At 60.4% G+C, this 20,901-nt stretch carries 20 protein-coding genes, 1 pseudogene and 1 riboswitch; of the genes and pseudogenes, 9 read left to right on the top strand and 12 right to left on the bottom strand.

Going from position 1 to position 20,901, the window contains the following annotated elements:
- Positions 1–36 precede the first annotated feature (36 nt).
- The 6 genes from ilvN to BN1123_RS17930 all read right to left on the bottom strand — a co-directional run bounded on the left by ilvN (position 37) and on the right by BN1123_RS17930 (position 5,197).
- Positions 37–531 (bottom strand): acetolactate synthase small subunit, encoded by a 495-nt coding sequence (gene ilvN, locus BN1123_RS17950; protein WP_026458423.1) that lies wholly within the window; start codon positions 529–531, stop codon positions 37–39.
- A complete protein-coding gene (locus BN1123_RS17945; protein WP_042028738.1) occupies positions 531–2,249 on the bottom strand; it encodes an acetolactate synthase 3 large subunit in 1,719 nt (572 codons plus the stop codon). The genes ilvN and BN1123_RS17945 overlap by 1 nt, the downstream gene beginning before the upstream one ends.
- Before the next feature lie 391 nt (positions 2,250–2,640).
- The gene (locus tag BN1123_RS21520; RefSeq protein WP_156130703.1) at positions 2,641–2,793 is read right to left on the bottom strand and encodes a hypothetical protein; all 153 of its coding nucleotides are present in this window, start codon (positions 2,791–2,793) and stop codon (positions 2,641–2,643) included.
- 41 nt (positions 2,794–2,834) lie between these two features.
- Entirely contained in the window at positions 2,835–3,944 is a 1,110-nt protein-coding gene (locus BN1123_RS17940; protein ID WP_042028736.1) for an MJ1255/VC2487 family glycosyltransferase, read from the bottom strand.
- Positions 3,941–4,438, bottom strand: coding sequence for a phosphatase PAP2 family protein (locus BN1123_RS17935; protein WP_026455915.1), 498 nt, complete (start codon positions 4,436–4,438; stop codon positions 3,941–3,943). Before BN1123_RS17935 ends, BN1123_RS17940 begins: the two co-directional genes overlap by 4 nt.
- A 135-nt stretch (positions 4,439–4,573) precedes the next feature.
- Positions 4,574–5,197, bottom strand: coding sequence for a TetR/AcrR family transcriptional regulator (locus BN1123_RS17930; protein ID WP_026455914.1), 624 nt, complete (start codon positions 5,195–5,197; stop codon positions 4,574–4,576).
- A 408-nt stretch (positions 5,198–5,605) separates the two neighbouring features.
- Here BN1123_RS17930 and leuA point away from each other — a divergent pair, with 408 nt between their 5' ends.
- The 5 genes from leuA to BN1123_RS17905 all read left to right on the top strand — a co-directional run bounded on the left by leuA (position 5,606) and on the right by BN1123_RS17905 (position 11,328).
- The gene (gene leuA, locus BN1123_RS17925) at positions 5,606–7,168 is read left to right on the top strand and encodes a 2-isopropylmalate synthase (protein WP_042028735.1); all 1,563 of its coding nucleotides are present in this window, start codon (positions 5,606–5,608) and stop codon (positions 7,166–7,168) included.
- Positions 7,165–8,250, top strand: a complete 1,086-nt coding sequence (gene leuB, locus BN1123_RS17920) for a 3-isopropylmalate dehydrogenase (protein WP_042028734.1) — start codon at positions 7,165–7,167, stop codon at positions 8,248–8,250. The genes leuA and leuB overlap by 4 nt, the downstream gene beginning before the upstream one ends.
- Positions 8,251–8,282: 32 nt before the next feature.
- Positions 8,283–9,680: a 3-isopropylmalate dehydratase large subunit gene (leuC, locus tag BN1123_RS17915; RefSeq protein ID WP_042028732.1), complete on the top strand. Its 1,398-nt coding sequence runs from the start codon at positions 8,283–8,285 to the stop codon at positions 9,678–9,680.
- Between the two features lie 16 nt (positions 9,681–9,696).
- On the top strand, positions 9,697–10,296 hold the full coding sequence (leuD, locus tag BN1123_RS17910) for a 3-isopropylmalate dehydratase small subunit (RefSeq protein ID WP_042028730.1): 600 nt from the start codon (positions 9,697–9,699) through the stop codon (positions 10,294–10,296).
- 105 nt (positions 10,297–10,401) lie between these two features.
- A complete protein-coding gene (locus BN1123_RS17905) occupies positions 10,402–11,328 on the top strand; it encodes a hypothetical protein (protein ID WP_042028727.1) in 927 nt (308 codons plus the stop codon).
- Between the two features lie 64 nt (positions 11,329–11,392).
- Here the strand turns inward: BN1123_RS17905 and BN1123_RS17900 are convergent, their stop codons facing one another.
- Positions 11,393–11,683, bottom strand: a complete 291-nt coding sequence (locus BN1123_RS17900) for a PilZ domain-containing protein (RefSeq protein ID WP_042028725.1) — start codon at positions 11,681–11,683, stop codon at positions 11,393–11,395.
- A gap of 91 nt (positions 11,684–11,774) precedes the next feature.
- Positions 11,775–11,865, top strand: a riboswitch (TPP riboswitch).
- Positions 11,866–11,964: 99 nt separating this feature from the next.
- Between BN1123_RS17900 and thiB the strand changes: the two genes are divergently transcribed.
- The 4 genes and pseudogenes from thiB to BN1123_RS21885 form a co-directional block, all read left to right on the top strand.
- Positions 11,965–12,945 carry a thiamine ABC transporter substrate binding subunit gene (gene thiB, locus BN1123_RS17895; protein WP_042028724.1) on the top strand — a complete coding sequence of 327 codons (981 nt, stop codon included), beginning with the start codon at positions 11,965–11,967 and terminating at the stop codon, positions 12,943–12,945.
- Entirely contained in the window at positions 12,942–14,564 is a 1,623-nt protein-coding gene (gene thiP, locus BN1123_RS17890; protein ID WP_042028721.1) for a thiamine/thiamine pyrophosphate ABC transporter permease, read from the top strand. The genes thiB and thiP overlap by 4 nt, the downstream gene beginning before the upstream one ends.
- 81 nt (positions 14,565–14,645) lie before the next feature.
- The gene (gene thiQ, locus BN1123_RS17885; protein WP_042028719.1) at positions 14,646–15,353 is read left to right on the top strand and encodes a thiamine ABC transporter ATP-binding protein; all 708 of its coding nucleotides are present in this window, start codon (positions 14,646–14,648) and stop codon (positions 15,351–15,353) included.
- A gap of 30 nt (positions 15,354–15,383) precedes the next feature.
- Positions 15,384–15,518 (top strand): annotated as a pseudogene (locus BN1123_RS21885) (thiamine ABC transporter ATP-binding protein); the annotation flags it as partial.
- Positions 15,519–15,587: 69 nt separating this feature from the next.
- Here the strand turns inward: BN1123_RS21885 and BN1123_RS17880 are convergent.
- From BN1123_RS17880 to BN1123_RS21880, 5 genes are all read right to left on the bottom strand, one after another.
- Positions 15,588–16,958, bottom strand: a complete 1,371-nt coding sequence (locus BN1123_RS17880; protein ID WP_042028718.1) for a PhoH family protein — start codon at positions 16,956–16,958, stop codon at positions 15,588–15,590.
- A gap of 206 nt (positions 16,959–17,164) precedes the next feature.
- On the bottom strand, positions 17,165–17,848 hold the full coding sequence (locus BN1123_RS17875; RefSeq protein ID WP_042028716.1) for a TSCPD domain-containing protein: 684 nt from the start codon (positions 17,846–17,848) through the stop codon (positions 17,165–17,167).
- A 10-nt stretch (positions 17,849–17,858) separates the two neighbouring features.
- Entirely contained in the window at positions 17,859–20,006 is a 2,148-nt protein-coding gene (locus BN1123_RS17870) for an adenosylcobalamin-dependent ribonucleoside-diphosphate reductase (protein WP_042028715.1), read from the bottom strand.
- 210 nt (positions 20,007–20,216) lie between these two features.
- Positions 20,217–20,666: an early set domain-containing protein gene (locus BN1123_RS17865; RefSeq protein WP_042028713.1), complete on the bottom strand. Its 450-nt coding sequence runs from the start codon at positions 20,664–20,666 to the stop codon at positions 20,217–20,219.
- A 55-nt stretch (positions 20,667–20,721) separates the two neighbouring features.
- Positions 20,722–20,901, bottom strand: a 180-nt coding sequence (locus BN1123_RS21880) for a hypothetical protein (RefSeq protein ID WP_042028710.1), incomplete at its 5' end; no start/stop codon positions are given.

The following is a 20,901-nucleotide window of genomic DNA, read 5'->3' as shown; positions in this document are numbered from 1 at the left end:
GGTGTCTTTCTCTTGCCCCGCGGACTTGCACCTGCATCAGGGACGCAGCGCCTTGTCGGCGCGGGAGATGCCGCAGACACCGGAGCGCACCACTTCGATGATCTCGTTGGTCTGGGCGGCGGTCTTGATGAAGGCATCCAGCTTCTCGCTGGTGCCCACCAGCTGCACCGTGTACTGCTCCGGGGTCACATCGACGATCTGGCCGCGGAAGATATCCGCCAGCCGTTTCAGCTCGTCGCGACCGCCACCGGCGGCGCGTGCCTTGACCAGCGCGATCTCCCGCTCGATGTGCTCCCCTTCGCTGAGATCGCACACCTTGAGCACGTCCACCAGTTTGTGCAATTGCTTCTGGATCTGCTCCAGCACCCGCTCATCCCCCATGGTGACTATGGTCATGCGGGACAGGGTGGGATCCTCGGTGGGAGCCACGGTCAGGGTCTCGATGTTGTAGCCGCGCTGGGAGAAGAGGCCCACCACCCGGCTCAGGGCGCCGGATTCGTTCTCCAGTAGAACGGAAATTATATGTCTCATCAGGTTCTCTCCGTCTTGCTCAGCCACATCTCGTCCATGGCGCCAAACTTGATCTGCATCGGATAGACGTGCTCATCCGGATCGACCGAGATGTCCATGAACACCAGCCGATCCTTCATGGCAAACGCCTTCTCCATGGCGCTCTCCAGCTCCGCCGGATCGCTCACCGCGATACCGACATGGCCGTAGGCTTCCGCCAGTTTGACGAAGTCCGGCAGGGATTCCATGTAGGAGTGGCTGTGACGGCCGCCATAGAACATCTTCTGCCACTGCTTGACCATGCCCAGCGCTCGGTTGTTGATGGAGATGATCTTGATGGGCACCCCGTACTGCATGCAGGTGGAGAGCTCCTGAATGTTCATCTGCACCGAGCCGTCACCGGTGACGCAGCAGACCACCGCATCCGGGTTGGCAAACTGGGCGCCCATGGCGGCCGGAATGCCAAAGCCCATGGTGCCGAGACCACCGGAGTTAATCCACTGGCGCGGCTTGGCAAACGGGTAGTAGAGGGCGGCAAACATCTGGTGCTGGCCCACGTCGGAGGCGACGAACGCCTGCCCCTGGGTCACCTTGTAGAGGGTCTCGATCACCTGCTGCGGCTTGATCTGGGTGGGCGAGGTCTCATAGGCGAGGCAGTGACGGGAGCGCCACTGGTTGATCTGCTCCCACCAGTCCGCCATCACCTGCTTGTCATTGTCAAAGCCGTTTTCGCGGATCACTTCCAGCATCTGCTCCAGCACGGTTTCCACCGAACCGACGATGGGCACATGAGCCTGCACCGTCTTGGAGATGGAGGTGGGATCGATGTCGATATGCACCACGGTGGCGTTGGGACAGAACTTGGCCACGTTGTTGGTAACGCGGTCATCGAAGCGGGCACCCACGGCGAAGATAAGATCCGAATTGTGCATGGTCTTGTTCGCTTCGAAGGTGCCGTGCATCCCCAGCATGCCGATGAACTGCGGATGGGTACCCGGGAAGGCCCCCAGCCCCATCAGGGTGGTGGTCACCGGCAGGTTCAACAGCTCGGCCAGCTTGGTCACCAGATGATCCGCATTGGCGTTGATGGCACCGCCCCCCACGTACATCACGGGGCGCTGGGCCTCCACCAGAAGTTTGGCGGCGCGCTTGATCTGGCCCTTGTGACCGGACTTGGTCGGGTTGTAGGAGCGCAGGGAGACCGTCTCCGGATACTGGTAGGGGAATTTCTCTTTCGGGTTCTGCACGTCTTTGGGCAGATCCACCACCACGGGCCCCGGGCGGCCACTGGCGGCAATGTAGTAGGCCTTCTTGATGGCCTCGGGAATGTCGCTCGCCTTCTTGCACAGGAAGCTGTGCTTCACCACCGGGCGGGAGATGCCGATCATGTCGGTCTCCTGGAACGCATCCTCGCCGATCATGCTGGTCGGCACCTGGCCGGAGAGGATCACCAGCGGAATGGAATCCATGTAGGCGGTGGCAATACCGGTAATGCAGTTGGTCGCGCCAGGGCCAGAGGTCACCAGTACGGTTCCCACCTTGCCGGTGGAACGGGCGTAACCATCAGCCATGTGCACAGCGGCTTGCTCATGCCGCACCAGAACATGCTCCATCTTGCCGTTTTCGAAGAGAGCGTCGTAGATGTCGAGCACCGAACCACCCGGGTAGCCAAATACGTGTTCGACTCCCTGATCCTCCAGCGCTCTAACCACCATCTGGGCGCCTGATAACATCTCCATGATAAAGCCCTCCAGGCTTTGCTCCGTTTAGCGAATCCCGTCGACAGCACCGTGCTTCCCGGCACAGCCCAATCCGTTTCTTGTTGTTATCTGGATGCAGATCGGGCCAATTCAGCCCCGCCGACAGCAGAAAAAAAGGATTTTTCCATCATTGACCCGAGAATCGGGTGAAAAACCAACTTAACCTGCCCGTGAACGCTTGTCCACGGCTTTGTCTGACCGAAACAGTCATAGATTTCAACCGGCTATTAACATTCAATGGTTTGCTACCATGGCGGTAACACAAACGGGAAGTAAGTCGATGAAAAGCCAGCGGATCGTCCCGATGAGGGCAGTGACGGCCATAAAAAAGCCCACCGATTGATCGGTGGGCTTTATCGTTGCGGGTGACTCAGTGATCCTGTTCCGGCTCGGCCAGCCAGATCTGCTGATCCGGATCCGTCTCCTCGCTGACAGAGATACTGACGCCCATGTCCAGCAGTTCGTGCAATGTCAGGTTGTCTGCCAGATCCATGGTTTCGCCATTTTCATTGGTAAAGCGCATTACTTCCCTCCTCTTCGCATCTTGCCGGCTCGCCTTTCAGTCTAGTTGACAACACTGACTTGCGATAACCAGCAATAGGACAAACTCTCGCCCCCTTGCAGCTCGCTCAGGCGATCGCTGACCTCTTCCGGAAACAGGGTACGGGCCCAGAGCCGCCGTGACAGGGCGGGCACGCTCTCTTCGGCCCCTGCCGCCAGCCAGCGTGCCACCTCGCCCGCCACATCCGGGTAACTGATCACTCCCGGGGCGGCGCTGTCGAGCCAGTGGCGAACCTGGTTGGCGTCGAGGCAATCCATCAGGGTCGCCAGCCCCATCATCTCCAGCGTCTTGCCGTTGGTCAACTGCTCGAACTGGCCGTGCAGCGGCTTGACCAGCAGCTTCTTGCCAAGAGACAAGGCCTCGCTCGCCAGCTCGAATCCGGCGTTGGAGATGACTCCGCGGCAGCCACGCAGCACCTCAAGGAAACCCTCACGGGAGGGGGGCTCGAAGCGCAGGTTGCGCCATTGGCTGACGTTGCGGATCGCCGGATGAAAGCAGACGAAGCGTTGCTGGCTGAAACGCGACAACAGAGCAGCAATCGCCTCGGTCTGCTCGAAGGGGAGATAGACCAGGATGTTGCCGTTGTCTGGCGCCGCAACCAGAGGGTCGATCACCGGTGGCAACAGGGGTTGTCCGAAGTGAAACCAGTGCAATCCGAGCGGCCGGGAAACGGGGGCGAAGTGGCGCATCAGCTGGCGGCTCAGGCCATCTTCTCCCCAGCGGGGGATGGGCCAGTTGAAACTGGCCTGATGGCTGATGGTGAGACTCGGCTTGTGATAACGGCGGGCGGCGTGTGCGGTGAGCGGCTCAAAATCGCTCACCACTAGGTCATATTCGCGGCAATCAAGGGAGCGCAGATCCCGCCAGAAGGTGAGCGGCGATGCCGCCAGCAGGGTGCGCCAGGGAGACACCTTGCCCTCATGAGTGACAAAGGTGAGCCCGGGGAAAGCGCGATAGGCGCCAAACTCCGCCATGTCGAAGTAGTCGTCGGCGGGACGGCCGCTGAACAGATAATCCACTTCCACCCCGGCGCCGCGCAGAGCCCGGGCCAGGGTTCTGCTGCGACTGATATGGCCATTGCCGGTGCCCTGCACCCCGAACAGTATTCTCATCCCTGACTCCAGAGCAGTACCAGCATGGCGCAGCCACCGCCGAGCAGGGCGCCGGCCACCAGATCGCTGAGATAATGCACCCCGAGCAACAATCGGGATGCCCCTACCAGGGCGGCCCAGCCAAACAGCAGGGGTGCCCAGAGCGGAAACGCCGTGGCCAGCAGGGTGGCCATCAGAAAGGCGGCGGCGGTATGACCGGAGGGCAGGCTGTAACGATCGGAGGGGGTGATGAAGACCGGCAGCCCCACCGGGCGCTGCCGCTTGAGGCTGTTTTTCAGCAGCAGATAGAGTGGCAGCTCTAGGGCAAAGGCGAGCAATACCTGCCCTACCAGTTCCCGCTCCCCCTGCCACCAGAGCAAGACCCCCAGCACGCCATAAAGCGGGCCATCACCAGTGCGGGAAATCAGCCGACTGACTCTTGCCTGTGGCCGGTTGTAGGCATGCAGCAGGCAGACCCGGCATACCTGCAGATCCCATTGCTGGAGCTTGTTCATAACCCCTCCTTCCTTGAGCTTTCATGGCAGGGTAGGAAAAGAGGATGACAGGGTGTTGAACGGGGGATAACAGATTTATGAAAAAAGGGCCGAAGGGCCCTTTTGATGACTGCCAGGCGGTGTGCCTCGGCGTATTTAGTTCAGGCTGCCACGCAGACCGTTTTCCATCAGACGGCAGTTGTGATCCGCCAGACGGGCCATGAAGTGCTCATCCACCTTCAGGCCGAACACCTGCTCGTAGAGATCCTTCATCACGAACGGCTGCCACATCATGCTGAGGAAGGAGACCTTCAGCATCTCGGGATCCAGGTTGTCACCCAGTTCACCGTTGGACTTCATGGATTCCAGCAGCGCATCGAACTGGGGCAGCTGGCGCTCCAGCAGACGACTCAGCACAAAATCCCGTCCCGGGCTTTTCTCGGTCGACAATGCGCTGGAGATGGCGGAGGTCAGCTCGCTGTTTGGCGCCATCACCTGGTAGTAGGTGTTGAGCAGCTCGTTGAGACTGTGGTTGCTGTGCTCATCCTGCCAGGCGTGTTCCAGCGGTTCGGCCACATCACCCAGCACCGCCTTGTAGAGGCCCTCTTTGCTGCCGAAGTAGTAGTGGATCATCGCCAGATTGGAGCCGGCCAGCTCGGCGATTTCGCGGGTAGTGACCTTGCTGTAGGGAGTGGAGAGAAAGCGCTCGCGAGCGGCAGCCAGCAGTTTGTCACGAATGTCAGAACGCCCGACCGGACGACCAGGTCTACGTTTTTCCATTTAACACCTCAGATAATTCAGCCAATGCTGATAAGTCGATCTGGTTGTGCAAAGAATCGAGTACAGCAGGAATGACCGAATAATCAGTCATGGGCCGAATATGGGACAAGGAAATTTGCAATCCTTTACAATCCGATTAAATACGTCAGCAGATTGCCCCTGGCCGCCCGTGTTGACACAGCATAAAAATCTCGATATTGGTAAAGGTGTTACCGACAGGAAGGAATAACACCGTCATGCATATTGCCACCCCGCTACTACTAATCTCCCTAATCGCGTTGACTCGCGCGGGATCCTTGTAGCCGGGCTCAGGTATAGCCGGAATTTACAAAAACCCGTGCACCCTGCACGGGTTTTTTTATGCCGCCGCAGGATGCACGTCACCGAACTTAGGAAGAGGGAAGTCACATGTCAGATCGGGTCATCATATTCGACACCACCTTGCGTGATGGTGAGCAGGCCCTGGCCGCCAGTTTGACGGTCAAGGAGAAGCTGCAGATAGCCCAGGCCCTGGAGCGGCTCGGTGTCGATGTCATGGAAGTAGGATTCCCGGTCTCCTCCCCCGGCGACTTTCAATCGGTGCAGACCATCGCCCGCCACATCAAGAACAGCCGGGTCTGTGCCCTCGCCCGGGCTCTGCAAAAAGACATCGATGCCGCCGGTGAGGCGCTCAAAGTCGCCGAGGCGTTTCGCATTCACACCTTTATCTCCACCTCCTCCATCCATGTCGAAAGCAAGCTGAAGAAGAGCTTCGAGGACGTGCTGGAGATGGGGATCGGCGCCATCAAGCACGCCCGCCGCTACACCGATGACGTGGAGTTCTCCTGCGAGGATGCGGGCCGCACCCCGATCGATAACCTCTGCCGCATGGTGGAAGCCGCCATCAAGGCCGGGGCCCGCACCATCAACATTCCGGACACCGTGGGCTATACGGTCCCGACCGAGTTCTCCGGCATCATCCAGACCCTGTTCAACCGGGTACCCAACATCGACCAGGCCATCATCTCGGTGCACTGCCACGACGATCTGGGGCTCTCGGTGGCCAACTCCATCGGTGCCGTGCAGATGGGCGCTCGCCAGATCGAGTGCACCATCAACGGCATCGGCGAGCGGGCCGGCAACTGCTCGCTGGAAGAGGTGGCGATGATCCTCAAAACCCGCGCCGACCTGCTCGGGGTGCACACCAACATCCGCCACAGCGAGATCCATCGCACCAGCACGCTGGTCAGCCAGTTGTGCAACATGCCGGTGCAGCCCAACAAAGCCATCGTCGGTGCCAACGCCTTCTCCCATAGCTCCGGCATTCATCAGGATGGCGTGCTCAAGGCGAAAAACACCTATGAAATCATCACCCCCGAGAGCATTGGCCTGACCCAGAACAACCTCAACATGACCTCCCGCTCCGGCCGCCACGTCATCAGGCACCGGATGGAGTCCATGGGTTACGCCGAGAGCAGTTACAGCCTCGACGATCTCTACGCCAAGTTCCTGACCCTGGCCGACAAGAAGGGGCAGGTGTTCGATTACGATCTGGAGGCGCTCGCCTTCTTCAGCCAGATCCACGAAGAGCCGGAGCACTTCAAGCTGGAGTACCTCGGCGTGCAGAGCGGCAGCTCGGTGCTCGCCACTGCCTCGGTGAAACTGAAGGTAGGGCAGGATCTGGTCTGCGAGGCGGCCACCGGCAATGGTCCGGTGGATGCAGTCTACCAGTGCATCAACCGCATCACGGGTTACGAGATCCGCATCGACAAGTATGCCCTCAAAGCTAAGGGCGAGGGGGAAGATGCCCTCGGCCAGGTCGATATCGTCGCCGAGTACAAGGGACGCAAATTCCATGGCATGGGGCTGGCCACCGACATCATCGAATCATCAGCCCATGCCCTGCTGCACGTGATCAACAGCATCTGGCGCGCCGACCAGGTCGCCGAACAGATGGAACGCAATAACAATATCAAGACGGAGACAGTATGAGCAGTTATCGGATCGCAGTATTGCCGGGTGACGGCATTGGCCCGGAAGTGATGGCCGAAGCCGTCAAGGTGCTGGAAAAAGTGCAGGCCAGATTTGGCTTCACCCTCGAGTATGATCGCCACGACGTCGGCGGCATCGCCATCGACAACCACGGCACCCCGCTGCCCCAGAGTACCATCGCGGGCTGCGAAGCGGCCGACGCTGTGCTGTTTGGGTCGGTCGGTGGTCCCAAGTGGGAGCACCTGCCCCCCAACGATCAGCCGGAGCGTGGCGCCCTCTTGCCCCTGCGCGCCCACTTCAAGCTGTTCTGCAACCTGCGTCCAGCCCGCATCTACACCGGTCTCGAGCAGTTCTCGCCGCTGCGCGCCGACATCTCTGATCGCGGCTTTGACATCGCCTGCGTGCGCGAGCTGACCGGCGGCATCTACTTCGGCCAGCCCAAGGGGCGCGAGGGGGAAGGCGCCACCGAGAAAGCGTTCGACACCGAGGTGTACCATCGCTTCGAGATCGAGCGCATCGCCAAGATTGCGTTTGAATCGGCCCGTGTTCGTCGCAGTAAAGTCACCTCCATCGACAAGGCCAACGTACTCGCCTCCTCCATCCTGTGGCGCGAGGTGGTGACCGAAGTCGCCAAGTCCTACCCGGACGTGGCCCTCAACCACATGTACATCGACAACGCCACCATGCAGCTCATCAAGGATCCGTCCCAGTTTGACGTGCTGCTCTGCTCCAACCTGTTCGGCGACATCCTCTCAGACGAATGCGCCATGATCACCGGCTCCATGGGGCTGCTCCCCTCCGCCAGCCTGAACGAATCGGGCTTCGGCCTGTTCGAACCGGCCGGTGGCTCGGCGCCGGACATCGCTGGCAAGGGCATCGCCAACCCCATTGCCCAGATCCTCTCCGCCGCCCTGATGCTGCGCTATAGCCTGGGCCAGGAAGCTGCCGCCCAAGCCATCGAGCAGGCCGTGGCCCAGACCCTGGCAGAAGGCTACTTCACCGCCGATCTGCACCAGGCAAGCGCCCGCCACCCGGTACAGAGCACCGCCGCCATGGGTGACCAGATCGCCGCCCGCATCTGACGCCACGGAATCGATAACAAGGAAACTGAGCAATGGCCAAGACCCTCTATCAGAAAGTATTCGACGCCCACGTGGTGCGGGAAGTGGAAGGCGAAACACCCCTCATCTACATCGACCGCCACCTGGTGCATGAAGTGACCAGCCCGCAGGCGTTCGACGGCCTGCGCGCCATGAACCGCCAGCTGCGCCGCCCTGATCTGACCTGGGCCACCATGGATCACAACGTCTCCACCACCACCAAGGACATCGCCGCCTCCGGCGAGATGGCCCGCATCCAGATGGAGACCCTGGCCCAGAACTGCAAGGAGTTCGGGGTTCGCCTCTACGATCTGAACCACAAATACCAGGGCATAGTCCACGTGATGGGGCCCGAGCTCGGCATCACCCTGCCCGGCACCACCATCGTCTGCGGCGACTCCCACACCGCCACCCACGGCGCTTTCGGATCGCTGGCGTTTGGCATCGGCACCTCCGAGGTGGAACACGTGATGGCCACCCAGACCCTGAAACAGGGTCGCGCCAAGACCATGCGCATCAGCGTACGCGGCAAGCTGGCCGAGGGGATCAGCGCCAAGGACGTGGTGCTCGCCATCATTGGCAAGGTCGGCCACGCCGGCGGTACCGGCTACGTGGTGGAGTTCGCCGGTGAGGCCATCGAAGGGCTCACCATGGAAGGGCGCATGACGGTGTGCAACATGGCCATCGAGCTGGGTGCCAAGGCGGGCATGATTGCCCCCGATCAAACCACCATCGACTATATCCGTGGCAAGAAGTTTGCTCCCAAAGGTGAGGCACTGGAACAGGCCATCGCCTACTGGCAGAGCCTCAAGAGCGACGAAGGCGCCAAGTTCGACGCCGAAGTGGTACTGGAAGCCGCCGATATCGCCCCGCAGGTAACCTGGGGCACCAACCCGGGCCAGGTGATCGACGTCAATGCCCCCATCCCCTCCCCCGAGAGCTTTGCCGATCTCATCGAGCAGCAATCCGCCCGCAAGGCGCTGGAATACATGGGGCTCAATGCCGGCCAGAAGCTCACCGAGGTCGCCATCGACAAGGTGTTTATCGGTTCCTGCACCAACAGCCGCATCGAGGATCTTCGCGCCGCCGCCGCCATTGCCCGTGGCCGCAAGGTGGCCGCCGGGGTACAGGCGCTGGTGGTGCCGGGCTCCGAGCAGGTGAAAGCACAAGCCGAGGCCGAGGGGCTGGACAAGATCTTCATCGAGGCCGGCTTTGAGTGGCGCCTGCCGGGCTGCTCCATGTGCCTGGCCATGAACAACGATCGCCTGCAGCCAGGCGAGCGCTGCGCATCCACCAGCAACCGCAACTTTGAGGGGCGCCAGGGCCGTGCCGGCCGTACCCACCTGGTGAGCCCGGCCATGGCCGCCGCCGCCGCCGTTACCGGCCGTTTCGCCGACATTCGCGCGCTGTAATTACGAGGAGAACAAGATGACAGGGTTCAAACAGCATAAAGGGATCGTCGTCCCCCTCGACAACGCCAACGTCGACACCGACGCCATCATTCCGAAGCAGTTTCTGCAGAAGGTAAACCGCACTGGTTTTGGCAAGCACCTGTTCCACGATTGGCGCTTTCTGGACGATGCGGGCCAGCAGCCCAACCCCGAATTCGTGCTCAACCAACCACAATTCGCCGGCGCCAGCATCCTCTTGGCTCGCGAGAACTTCGGCTGCGGCTCGAGTCGCGAACACGCACCTTGGGCGCTGGCGGATTACGGCTTCAAGACCATGATCGCCCCGAGCTTTGCCGACATCTTCTACGGCAACGCCATCAACAACGGCATGGTGCCGGTACGGCTGAAGGAGGAGGAGGTCGACGCCCTGTTCCAGCTGGTCGCCGCCCAGCCGGGCATCGAGATCGAAGTGGATCTGGAGGCCAATCAGGTGCGGGCCGGTGCGCTCAGTTTCAGCTTCGAGATCGACGAATTCCGCCGTTACTGCCTGCTCAACGGGCTGGACGCCATCGGCCTGACTCTGCAGCACGAGGCCGCCATCAGCGCCTTCGAAGCAAAACAGCCGGGCTGGATTTGACGAGCTGATTGTAATAAAACGAGTAGAATCAACGGGGAGCCTTGGCTCCCCGTTTTACTGTCCGGTCATGGGTGCCAGGGAGTGCGCACCTGCAAAGGAGTCTCGATGAAAGCCATGCCAGTTCCGCTGCTCGCCGCCCTGCTGTTTGCGCTGCCGGCCGGCGCCGAACAAACCTATTTCAATGTCAGTGGTGGCCAGAACAATGTCGGCTGGCAAGACAGCAAGGGAGAACGCCAGCAGCTCACCTATCGGCTGGAACCGGGCAAGCTGCCGCCGCTTATCGCCTACCGCCCAGCACGAATGCAGGAAGAGGTGCTGCAGGGATTGCTGCGCCAGGTGCGCCAGCAATACCCGGAGGTACAATTTACCCTGGCCCGCCCCTCACTCGAGCTGCATATGAAGAGCCGCAATCCGGACAAGGCCGGCGAGGCGATGGCCTGGCTGGAAGCCGAGCGCAACAAGGCCGAAGAGGTCTGGTTGCACAAGCACTACTTTCAATACTTCACCCCGCCCGATGGACAGCTGGCCGTCAAACAGGATCATGTGCGCATCGCGCTGGAGAGCCGCGGCGAGCTGGCCCCGCTGGCTGCCCAGCTCAAGCAGGAGGGGGCCACCGAAGTGGAGGCGCGCCAGAAGACGGCGGCCCATATGCTCACCTTCATCCAGAGCATTCCCTATCTGCAGCTGGACAATCTGGGGGGACGGCTGGGCAAGGGCTTTCTCACGCCGCGCCAGGTGCTGATGCAAAATCGCGGCGACTGCGACAGCAAGGTGACCCTGATGGCAGCTCTGCTTGCCCAGCTCTTTCCCGAGCTCAAACAGGCCATGGTCTTCGTGCCGGGTCATGCACTGCTGGCCGTCGACCTGCCCGCCCAACCAGGGGATGAGACCATCAGCTGGCAGGGGCAGAATTATCTGCTGCTGGAACCCACGGGGCCGGCGGAGCTCCCTCCCGGCCAGATAGCGCCGACCAGCAAGACGCTGATCGACAGCGGGCAACTGAGCATCCAGCCGGTGCAGGCAACCCCCTGACGGAGGCCGAAATGAAATCGACCGGCGGGTTGCCGGTCGATTCATAGGTCATCTAAACAAGGGCTCAGCCGAGGGGTTGAAACTCGACGGCCAGCAGCAGCCCCTCTTCCTCTTCCAGTACCCGTATGATGCGGGCCTGGGCTTCGAAGGGGGGCAACAGGTTGTTGTTGGTGGCAAGGCTCACCCGGATGGGCTGATTTACATCCAGCCGGTGTTCGGCAATGGCGATCCCCATGCCGTTGGCACTGAGGTCCCGGCAAATCCCCTCCAGCACCTGTTGTTGCTGAAAGATGGTAACGGGAGCATTGATGATCATGCGCTGGAAGGCGCGTCTTTCCTTGGTATTGGTTATCACGCGAGCATCCTCTGTTGTACTGGCGCCATCTCGACGGCCTGCATAAACATAGTGCTGGCCTCCCCCCAAGAACGTTAATACAATGCGGTTCGTTTCTCAAACGGGGTGCGGCTTGCCGCTGAGATTATACCCGTATACCTGATCCAGATAATGCTGGCGGAGGAATTTGAGGCATGGCTCCCGTTGCGGGCGCCCTCATCCGCTGGCACTTCACAACCCCAGATGTGCCATCGCCAAACACCATACCGATGGCACCTCGTGACTCACAGGGAGTGCCCTCGATGAAAACCCTGCTGCTGGTTGCCACCAGCCTGCTCTCGGCCAGCGCCTTCGCGGCCGATACCCTCACCGTTTACACCTACAGCTCCTTCGCCGCCGAATGGGGGCCTGGTCCCAAAATCAAGCAGGCCTTCGAGAAGGAGTGCGGCTGCAACCTCAATCTGGTGGCGCTGGAAGATGGCGTCGCCATCCTCAACCGGCTGCGGCTGGAAGGCAAACACAGCAAGGCCGATCTGGTGCTGGGGCTGGATGATGCCCTGCTGAGTGAAGCCAAGCAGAGCGGCCTGTTTGCCCCCCACACCATCAAGCTGGATGGTCTGAAGGTGCCGGGCGGCTGGCAGGATGACACCTTCGTGCCCTATGACTACGGCTACTTCGCCTTCGTCTACGACAAGGAGAAGCTCAAGCAACCGCCCAGAAGCCTGAAAGAGCTGGTAGCGCGCCCCGATATCAAGGTGATCTACCAGGATCCGCGTACTTCCACCCCGGGTCAGGGGTTGATGCTGTGGATGAAGAGCGTCTATGGCGACCAGGCCCCTGCCGCCTGGGCCGAGCTTGCCAAGAAGACGGTCACCGTCACCAAGGGGTGGTCAGAGGCCTATGGCATGTTCCTCGATGGCGAGGCGGACATGGTGCTCTCCTACACCACCTCCCCGGCCTATCACCTCATCGCCGAGAGCAAGCCCCAGTATCAGGCAGCCGCGTTCGAAGAGGGGCACTATCGCCAAGTTGAAGTGGCGGCCAAACTCAAGAGCACGGCGCAGGACAAGCTGGCCAACCAGTTCCTGCAATTCATGGTGAGCCTCGCCTTCCAGCAGGAGATCCCCACCGGCAACTGGATGTATCCGGTGACAGACATGCCGTTGCCCAAAGGATTCGAGCAGATGATCACCATCAGCAAGCCGCTGGCCTTCACTGCCGATGAGGTCGCCACCCATCGCAAGGAGTGGATCCGCGAGTGGTTGCAAGCCGTCACCCAGTGAATCGTCTCTTCGTGAAATCAGGAGCTCGCCCTCTCTGGTGGCTGCCTGGCAGCGCAGCCACCGGCCTGATCCTGCTGTTGTCCCTGGGGCCGCTTGCGGCCCTGTTGTGGCAGGCCGGGGGGCTCTCCCCTCGCACCCTGCTGGCCGATCCCTACCTGCGCCACGTACTGGGTTTCAGCCTGGGGCAGGCGCTGCTCTCCACTTTGCTGAGCCTCGGGCTCGCCATCCCGGTCGCCCGCGCCCTGGCCCGGCGCCGTTTTACCGGTCGCCACCTGCTGCTCAAGCTGTTTGGCCTCTCCCTGGTGCTGCCGGTGATCATCGCCATCTTCGGCATCGTCGCGGTACACGGCAAGCAGGGCTGGCTGCCGCAGTTGCTGCGCTCCCTCGGGCTGGATCCCGGCAACTACCTCTACGGTCTGTTCGGCATCCTGCTGGCCCACGTCTTCTTCAACATGCCGCTGGCGGCGCGCCTCATCCTGCAGAGCATAGAGAGCATCCCAGAATCCTCCTGGCGCCTCGCCAGTCAGCTCGGCATGCGATCGATCCACATCTTCAGACTGCTGGAGTGGCCGCTGATCCGGGCCCAGCTACCGGGTCTGGCGAGCCTCATCTTCATGCTCTGCTTCACCAGCTTCACGACCGTACTGGCCCTCGGTGGCGGCCCCAAGTCCACCACCCTGGAGGTGGCCGTCTATCAGGCGCTGCGCTTTGATTTCGATCTCGCCACCGCCGGCGGACTGGCGCTGGTTCAGTTGCTGCTGACCGCCGCCCTGCTCCTGCTGCAGCACAAGCTGCAAACCACACCGGCCAACCGCCTGAGCTCACGCCGCCCCTGCTTGCGCCCGGACCGCCACCAGTCTGGCACGCTCGCGGTCGATACTCTGGCGCTGCTCAGCGGGCTCGCCATCTTCCTGCCGCCACTGCTGGCTATCGTCGTGGCCGGTTTTCACCCCGGCCTGCTGACGGCGCTGAGCTCGAACCGGCTATGGCAGGCCAGTGGCCAGTCGATCCTGATCGCGCTCGCGGCGGGCACCCTGGCTACCCTGCTCGGGGCCGCCCTGCTGCTCACCAGCCGTCACCTCAAGGTACGTGAACACAAGCGCCGGGCCGCCGCCCTGTGGGAAGCCAGCGGCTCCATGATCCTGATGATCCCGGCCGTGGTGCTCTCCACCGGCCTGTTCATCATGTTCATGCCCTTCACCGACGTGTTTGCCCTCGGCCCCTGGCTGGTAGTGTTGGTCAACGCCCTGATGGCACTGCCCTATGTGCTACGCACTCTCTCCGCTCCCATGCAGCTGGTGGTACGCCAGTATGACCGGCTGGCTGACAGCCTGGGGGTACACAGCCTGCATCGCCTGCGGCTGGTGGAGTGGCCCCTGCTGCGCCGTCCGCTGGCCCAGGCGGCGGCGCTCTCCATGATCCTCTCGCTGGGGGATCTTGGCGCCATTGCCATGTTTGGCAGCCAAGAGCTCACCACCCTGCCCTGGCTGCTCTACCAGCAACTCGGCAGCTATCGCCTGACCGAGGCGGCCGCCACTGCCCTGCTGCTGCTGATGCTCTGTTTTTCCCTATTCTGGCTGGTCGAGCGGGGACTTGGAGGAAAACATGTCGAGCATTGAGCGACAAAGGAGCTTGCTCCCCTGCGTTACCGTGTCTGCGGCTGTTCTGGCTAGTCGAACGGACCCCTTGAGGAAGAAAGAATGCTGAACATTGATACCCTCGTCACCAGCTACCCGGATTGGCGCGTGAGCTTCACGGCGACGCTGCCGAAGGGGGAGATCACCGCGCTGATCGGCCCAAGCGGCGCGGGCAAGTCGACCCTGCTCGGCATGATCGCCGGCTTCGTGCCGGTGGAGTCTGGCGCTCTCAGCTTCGACGGCCAGGATCTGCTGCCACTGGGGCCTGCCGAGCGACCGGTCACCACACTGTTTCAGGATCACAACCTGTTCCTGCACCTCTCGGTGTTCGACAACATCGCCATCGGCCTGCACCCGGGCCTGAGACTGACTCCTGCCCAGCGGGAGCAGGTGAGAGATGCCGCTGCACGAGTGGGCCTTGGCGAGATGCTGACACGTCTGCCGGAGCAGCTCTCCGGTGGTCAGCAACAACGTGTGGGGCTTGCCCGTGCCTTGGTGCGTGGCAAGCCTCTGCTGCTGCTGGATGAGCCCTTCTCGGCGCTCGATCCCGCCCTGCGCCGGGAGATGCTGGCCGAAGTCGCCCGCCTTGCCTGCGAACAGGGCATCACAGTGTTGATGGTTTCCCACAATCCGGAAGATGCCCAGCTTATCGCCGATCAGGTGCTCTTTATCGACGAGGGACGCATCGCTTTGCAAGGCACACCGGCCATCCTGCAACAGAGCGATCATCCCGGGCTGCTGCGCTACCTTGGCTGTACTCCCGCACCATAAAGGAACAATTAACAGCGATGGTTTCCCCCTCATTGCCCTGAAGAGGCTCGGCTTATCGCCGATCAGGTGCTCTTCATCGGCGCGGGACGCATCGCCCTGCAAGGCACGCCGACCATCCTGCAACAGAGCGATCATCCCGGGCTGCTGCGCTATCTGGGGCAATAAACCAGCGATGAGATCAAAAAGGGGAAGCCGGCTGGCTTCCCCTTTTGCATGGGCAGAGACCGCCTGCAATCAGAGGTTTTCCTCGGCGAAGGAGGCGAGCTTGCTGCGCATTACCCCGTTCAGGAAGATGTTGGCACTGCCATCGAAGTCCTTGAATCGCTCGACTATGTAGGTCAGACCCGAGGTCACCGGGCTCAGGTAGTTGGAATCGATCTGCGCCAGGTTGCCGGAGCAGACGATCTTGGTCCCCTCGCCGCAGCGGGTGATGATGGTCTTGATCTGGGAAGCCGTCAGGTTCTGGCACTCATCCAGCAGTACGAAGGTGTTCTGGATGCTACGCCCACGCATGAAGTTGACCGATTTGAACTGGATGTTGGCCTTCTCCATGATGTAGCTCAGCGACCCACTCATGTTCTCGTCCTGCTTGTGCAACACCTCCAGGGTATCCGTGATGGCTGCCAGCCAGGGCATCATCTTCTCTTCTTCAGTGCCGGGCAGGAAGCCGATGCTCTCGGCGATTTCTGGGGTGTTACGGGTGACGATCACCTTGTCGTAGATCCCCTTCTCGATCACCAGCTCCAGGGCCGCCGCCATGGCCAGCAGGGTCTTGCCGCAGCCGGCCGGGCCGGTCAGGATCACCAGATCGATGTGGGGATCGAGCAGGGCGTCCAGCGCCATGCCTTGATAGACGTTTTTGGGATGTACGCCCCAGGCTTTGCGCGACAGCAGGCGCTCACGCCCCAGATCCTTGAGGTGGATCTTGTGGCCATCGTGGCTCAGCACCCGGGCCGCGAAGAAGTTCTCTTCATCGATCAGGTACTGGTTGACGTGGACGCCGTCCAGCAGCTTGTCATCAATGACGTGAATGGTGTCGCGGCCGTGGGTCTCGCTCTCGCACTCCCCCACCCGCTCCCAGAAACTTCCGGGCACCACCTGAAAGCCCTTGGCCAGCAGCCGGATGTCGTCGATCAGCTGGTCGCTGCGATAATCCTCCACATGTGCCAGCCCGGCCCCCTTGGCCTTGAGGCGCATGTTGATGTCCTTGGTCACCAGCACAACCTGGCGCTTCATCTCATGCTTTTGCAGATAGAGGGCGGCGTTGATGATGCGGTTGTCCGCCTCCTTGTCGGTGAACACCTCGGCATCCTGAGGCAGATGGTGATCGCTGAAGATGCAGATATGGCCACTGGCCTCACCGGCCAGAGGAACGCCCTGGGTAATCTCGTCGGTCGAGGCATCGCGAAACACATCCTCCAGTGCCCGAATAGCCACCCGGGCGTCACGGCTGACATCCTTGTGGCGATCCTTGATGTTGTCGAGCTCCTCCAGCACCGTCATGGGGATCAGTACGTCGTGCTCTTTGAAGGAGTAGATGGCGAGGGGTTCGTGAAGCAGAACGTTGGTATCCAGGATAAACAGCTTTCGGTCAGCATTGTCCATAAGCATCCTCCTTGGCACTGAAGGTGCCACGTGTGTGAATCTCAGATGTCATTGAAACCACACGGCCGTGACAGTTTTATTACTTTCAACGCTACGCCCGATTTTACCATCGCGCAACAAATCGCTTGTTCACCCCGATCGTTTGCGCATAAAAGCAGCAAAAAAAAGACCGGCACTGTGGCCGGTCGCTTTGCTGGTTCATCTACTTAACCGCACTTGGAATCGCCGCAGTTGAGGCAAGTCATGCAGCCATCCTTCAGTACCAGCGCCTTGGTGTGGCACTTGTAGCAGAGCGCGGCATTGGCCGGGAAGCCATTGCCGGCCGACTGAGCTTCCTCGTTCTGCTGGGCCTGGAGTTCGGCCTGCTTCTCGGCCAGAAACGCCTGTTGGTGTTCATCCAGCCCGGGGGCCTTGAGCATGCCAATCTCGGTGAGGTGGGTCTCGATCACGTTGCCAATTTCGGCGATGAGGGAGGGAACATACTTGCCCTTGTTCCAGTAACCGCCCTTGGGATCGAACACAGAGCGCAGCTCCTCCACCAGGAAGGTAACATCCCCGCCCTTGCGAAACACTGCCGAAATGATGCGGGTCAGCGCCACGATCCACTGGTAGTGTTCCAGGCTCTTGGAGTTGATGAAGATCTCGAACGGACGGCGGGTCTCATGAACAGTGCCTTCGTTGAGGATGATGTCGTTGATGGTGATAAACAGCGAGTGCTCGGAGACATGCTCGGGCGTCTTCAGCTTGTAGGTAGTGCCCATCAGCCGCTCCGGGCGCAGCACGGTCTCGTGCATGTGTACCACGTCGTCCTGCGGGGCCAGATCTTCTTGTGGCTCATCCCGGGTGTGCACCTTGTAGGCGACGATTTTCTTGTCGATCTTCTTGACCATGATGTCGTTCTCAGAATTTACCGTAATAGCCTTCTTTCAAGGCGTCATAGAGGTTTGCAGCTGTGTGCAGCTCGCCGTCGTATTCGATCTCTTCATTGCCCCTGGCGGTGATGACGGAGCCATCTTCCAGAGTGAACTCGTATTGAGTGTTCTCCAGATCCTTCTCCTTCACCAGCACGCCCTGGAAGGCCTCCGGGTTGAAGCGGAAGGTGGTGCAGCCCTTGAGGCCGGAGTCCGAGGCATACATGTAGATGTCCTTGAACTGCTCGAACGGAAAATCGGTCGGCACATTGGCGGTTTTGGAGATGGAGGAGTCGATCCAGCGCTGGGCTGCGGCCTGAATATCCACATGCTGGGCCGGCGTGATGTCATCGGCGGTGATGAAGTAGTCCGGCAGCCGGCTCGCCTCAGCCTCGGCATAGGGCATAGCAGCCGGATTCACCAGCTCACGGTAGGCCAGCAGCTCGAAGGAGTAGACATCCACGCTCTCCTTGCTCTTCTTGCCCGGCTTGATGACGTTGCGGCAATAGTGATGGGCAAAGCTCGGCTCGATGCCATTGCTGGCGTTGTTGGCCAGCGACAGCGAGATGGTACCGGTCGGCGCAATACTGCTGTGGTGAGTAAAGCGGCCACCTACTTCGGCCAGTTCGGCAACGAGCTCGGGATCCACCTCGGCCACCTGTTGCATGTAGCGGCTGTAGCGTGCATGCAGCACCTTGCCCTTGACCTTGTCGCCCAGCTTGATGCCATCGGCAGCCATCTCGGGACGCAGTCGCAGCATCTTGCCGGTCACCTCGAACTCCTGCTCCATGATGGGAGCCGGGCCCTTCTCCTTTGCCAGCCGCAGAGACTCCTGCCAGCCAGTCATGGCCAACTCCTGGGAAACCTGCTCGGTGAAGGCGACGGAGGCGGCAGAGCCATACTTGATCTGCAGCATGGTGAGGGTCGAGCCCAAGCCAAGGAAGCCCATGCCGTGACGACGCTTGGCTGTGATCTCCTCGCGCTGCTTGGCCAGCGGCAGCTGGTTGATCTCTACCACGTTGTCGAGCATGCGGGTGAAAATGGCCACCACCTTGCGAAACGCGGGCCAGTCGAAGGCGGCCTGTTCGGTGAAGGGATCACGCACGAAGCGGGTCAGGTTGACCGAACCCAGCAGGCAGGCGCCATAAGGCGGTAGAGGCTGCTCGCCACAAGGGTTGGTGGCGCGGATCTCTTCGCAGAACCAGTTGTTGTTCATCTGGTTGACCTTGTCGATCAGGATGAAACCGGGCTCCGCATAGTCGTAGGTGGAGGTCATAATGACATTCCACAGCTTGCGGGCAGGCAGGGTCTTGTAGACTTTGCAGGCGACCTGCCCCAGCTCGTTGAAAACCACCCCTTCCTTGTTGGGCCAGTCGGCCCAAATCACCAGCTCCGGGTCGTCGAGCGCTATGCCATCCAGCTCCACCTCTTTGGCGGTGTAGGGGAAGATAAGCGACCAGGGAGCATCTTCCTTCACCGCCTTGACGAAGTCTTCGGTGATGAGCAGGGAGAGGTTGAACTGACGCAGGCGGCCATCTTCCCGCTTGGCCTGAATAAACTCGATCACATCGGGATGACGGATATCCATGGTACCCATTTGGGCGCCACGACGACCACCGGCAGACGAGACGGTGAAACACATCTTGTCATAGATATCCATGAAGGAGAGCGGACCCGAGGTATAGGCACCGGCGCCGGAGACAAAAGCACCGCGCGGACGCAGGGTCGAGAAGTCATAACCAATGCCGCAGCCGGCCTTCAGGGTCAGGCCTGCCTCATGGACCTTGCCGAGGATATCGTCCATCGAATCTTCGATGGTACCGGAGACGGTGCAGTTGATGGTCGAGGTCGCCGGCTTGTGTTCGAAGGCCCCCGCGTTGGAGGTGATGCGGCCAGCCGGAATGGCACCATTGCGCAGCGCCCACAGGAAAGGTTCATACCAGGCCGCCGGATCCTGCTCCTGTTCGGCCAAAGCTCGGGCCACTCGCTGGTAGGTGTCATCGATGCTGCCATCGACGGGCGCGCCATCCTTGCTCTTGAGGCGATACTTGCTATCCCAGATTTCGAGAGAGGTCTCTTGCAAAGGGATAAGGCGAGAGCCGGTTTCGCTCGCCAGTACCGGTTCGGATTTAGCCATATTCAATCAACCTTATATGAATGCACCTAGGTCACCGTGCAGCATAAAACACAACCAATAGTGACATTAAATAAAAAAAACACAATATGTAGTATATCTACCGCCATGAGGGCGCTGATTCTATCCTAAAAAAACGCCCCGGCCAGCAGATTTCTGGACCGGGGCATTTAACTGGTTCATTTCCTGAAAGATTTAATGTTCAGACTGAGCTCAGGGCTGTTTGACATACACGGTCGGCGTCTCGCCGGCCATATTCAGATAGAACTCGTAGACCCCGTCCACCTCGGGTGAAAACTTCATGTCCTCATACTTGGAGCAGGGATTGACCGGCACAGCCTCACCACCCAGCACCGCAACGCCGTCACTCGGGCTCTTGTAGCCGAAGTTGGTGCCGCAGCTCCAGCCAGAGTCGGCAAATTTGAACTTGTAGGGGGCCCACTCTTTCTTGAGCGTGCCCTTGGCCATGTAAAGCTTGTCGGCCACCTTGACCACCTTGCTCTCATCGGTTGCCATCCAGTCATTCATCTCCCCGCGCAGGTAGATGGACTTGCCACCGAAATCACCGTTGTCGGTCGACGAGTCGGCACCACCATTGGATGCACAGCCGCCCAATACCAGGGTTCCCGCCGCCAGTATCATCGTTACTGTTCTCTTGAACATGTGTCCATTCCTCAAATTATTGTGATTCCTTGGTCCATCGTGGTGGACTGATGAATTAAACCAGAGCGGGGATCACAAGAAAGGTGGAGGCATCACATTCTGTTCTTTTTATATCCAGCAAATACATGTTGTGAATAGATATCGAACGAATGAGGCGAGACATCAGAAAACACTGAATTTCAGGCAATAAAAAACCCCGCTCAGTGAGCGGGGTTTTCATGTTGGGTGCCTGGCA

Source organism: Aeromonas enteropelogenes (assembly GCF_000819845.1).
Lineage (GTDB): Bacteria > Pseudomonadota > Gammaproteobacteria > Enterobacterales > Aeromonadaceae > Aeromonas > Aeromonas enteropelogenes.
The sequence above is the reverse complement of the archived record's forward strand: the minus strand, read 5'-3'. Positions and strand labels throughout refer to the sequence as shown.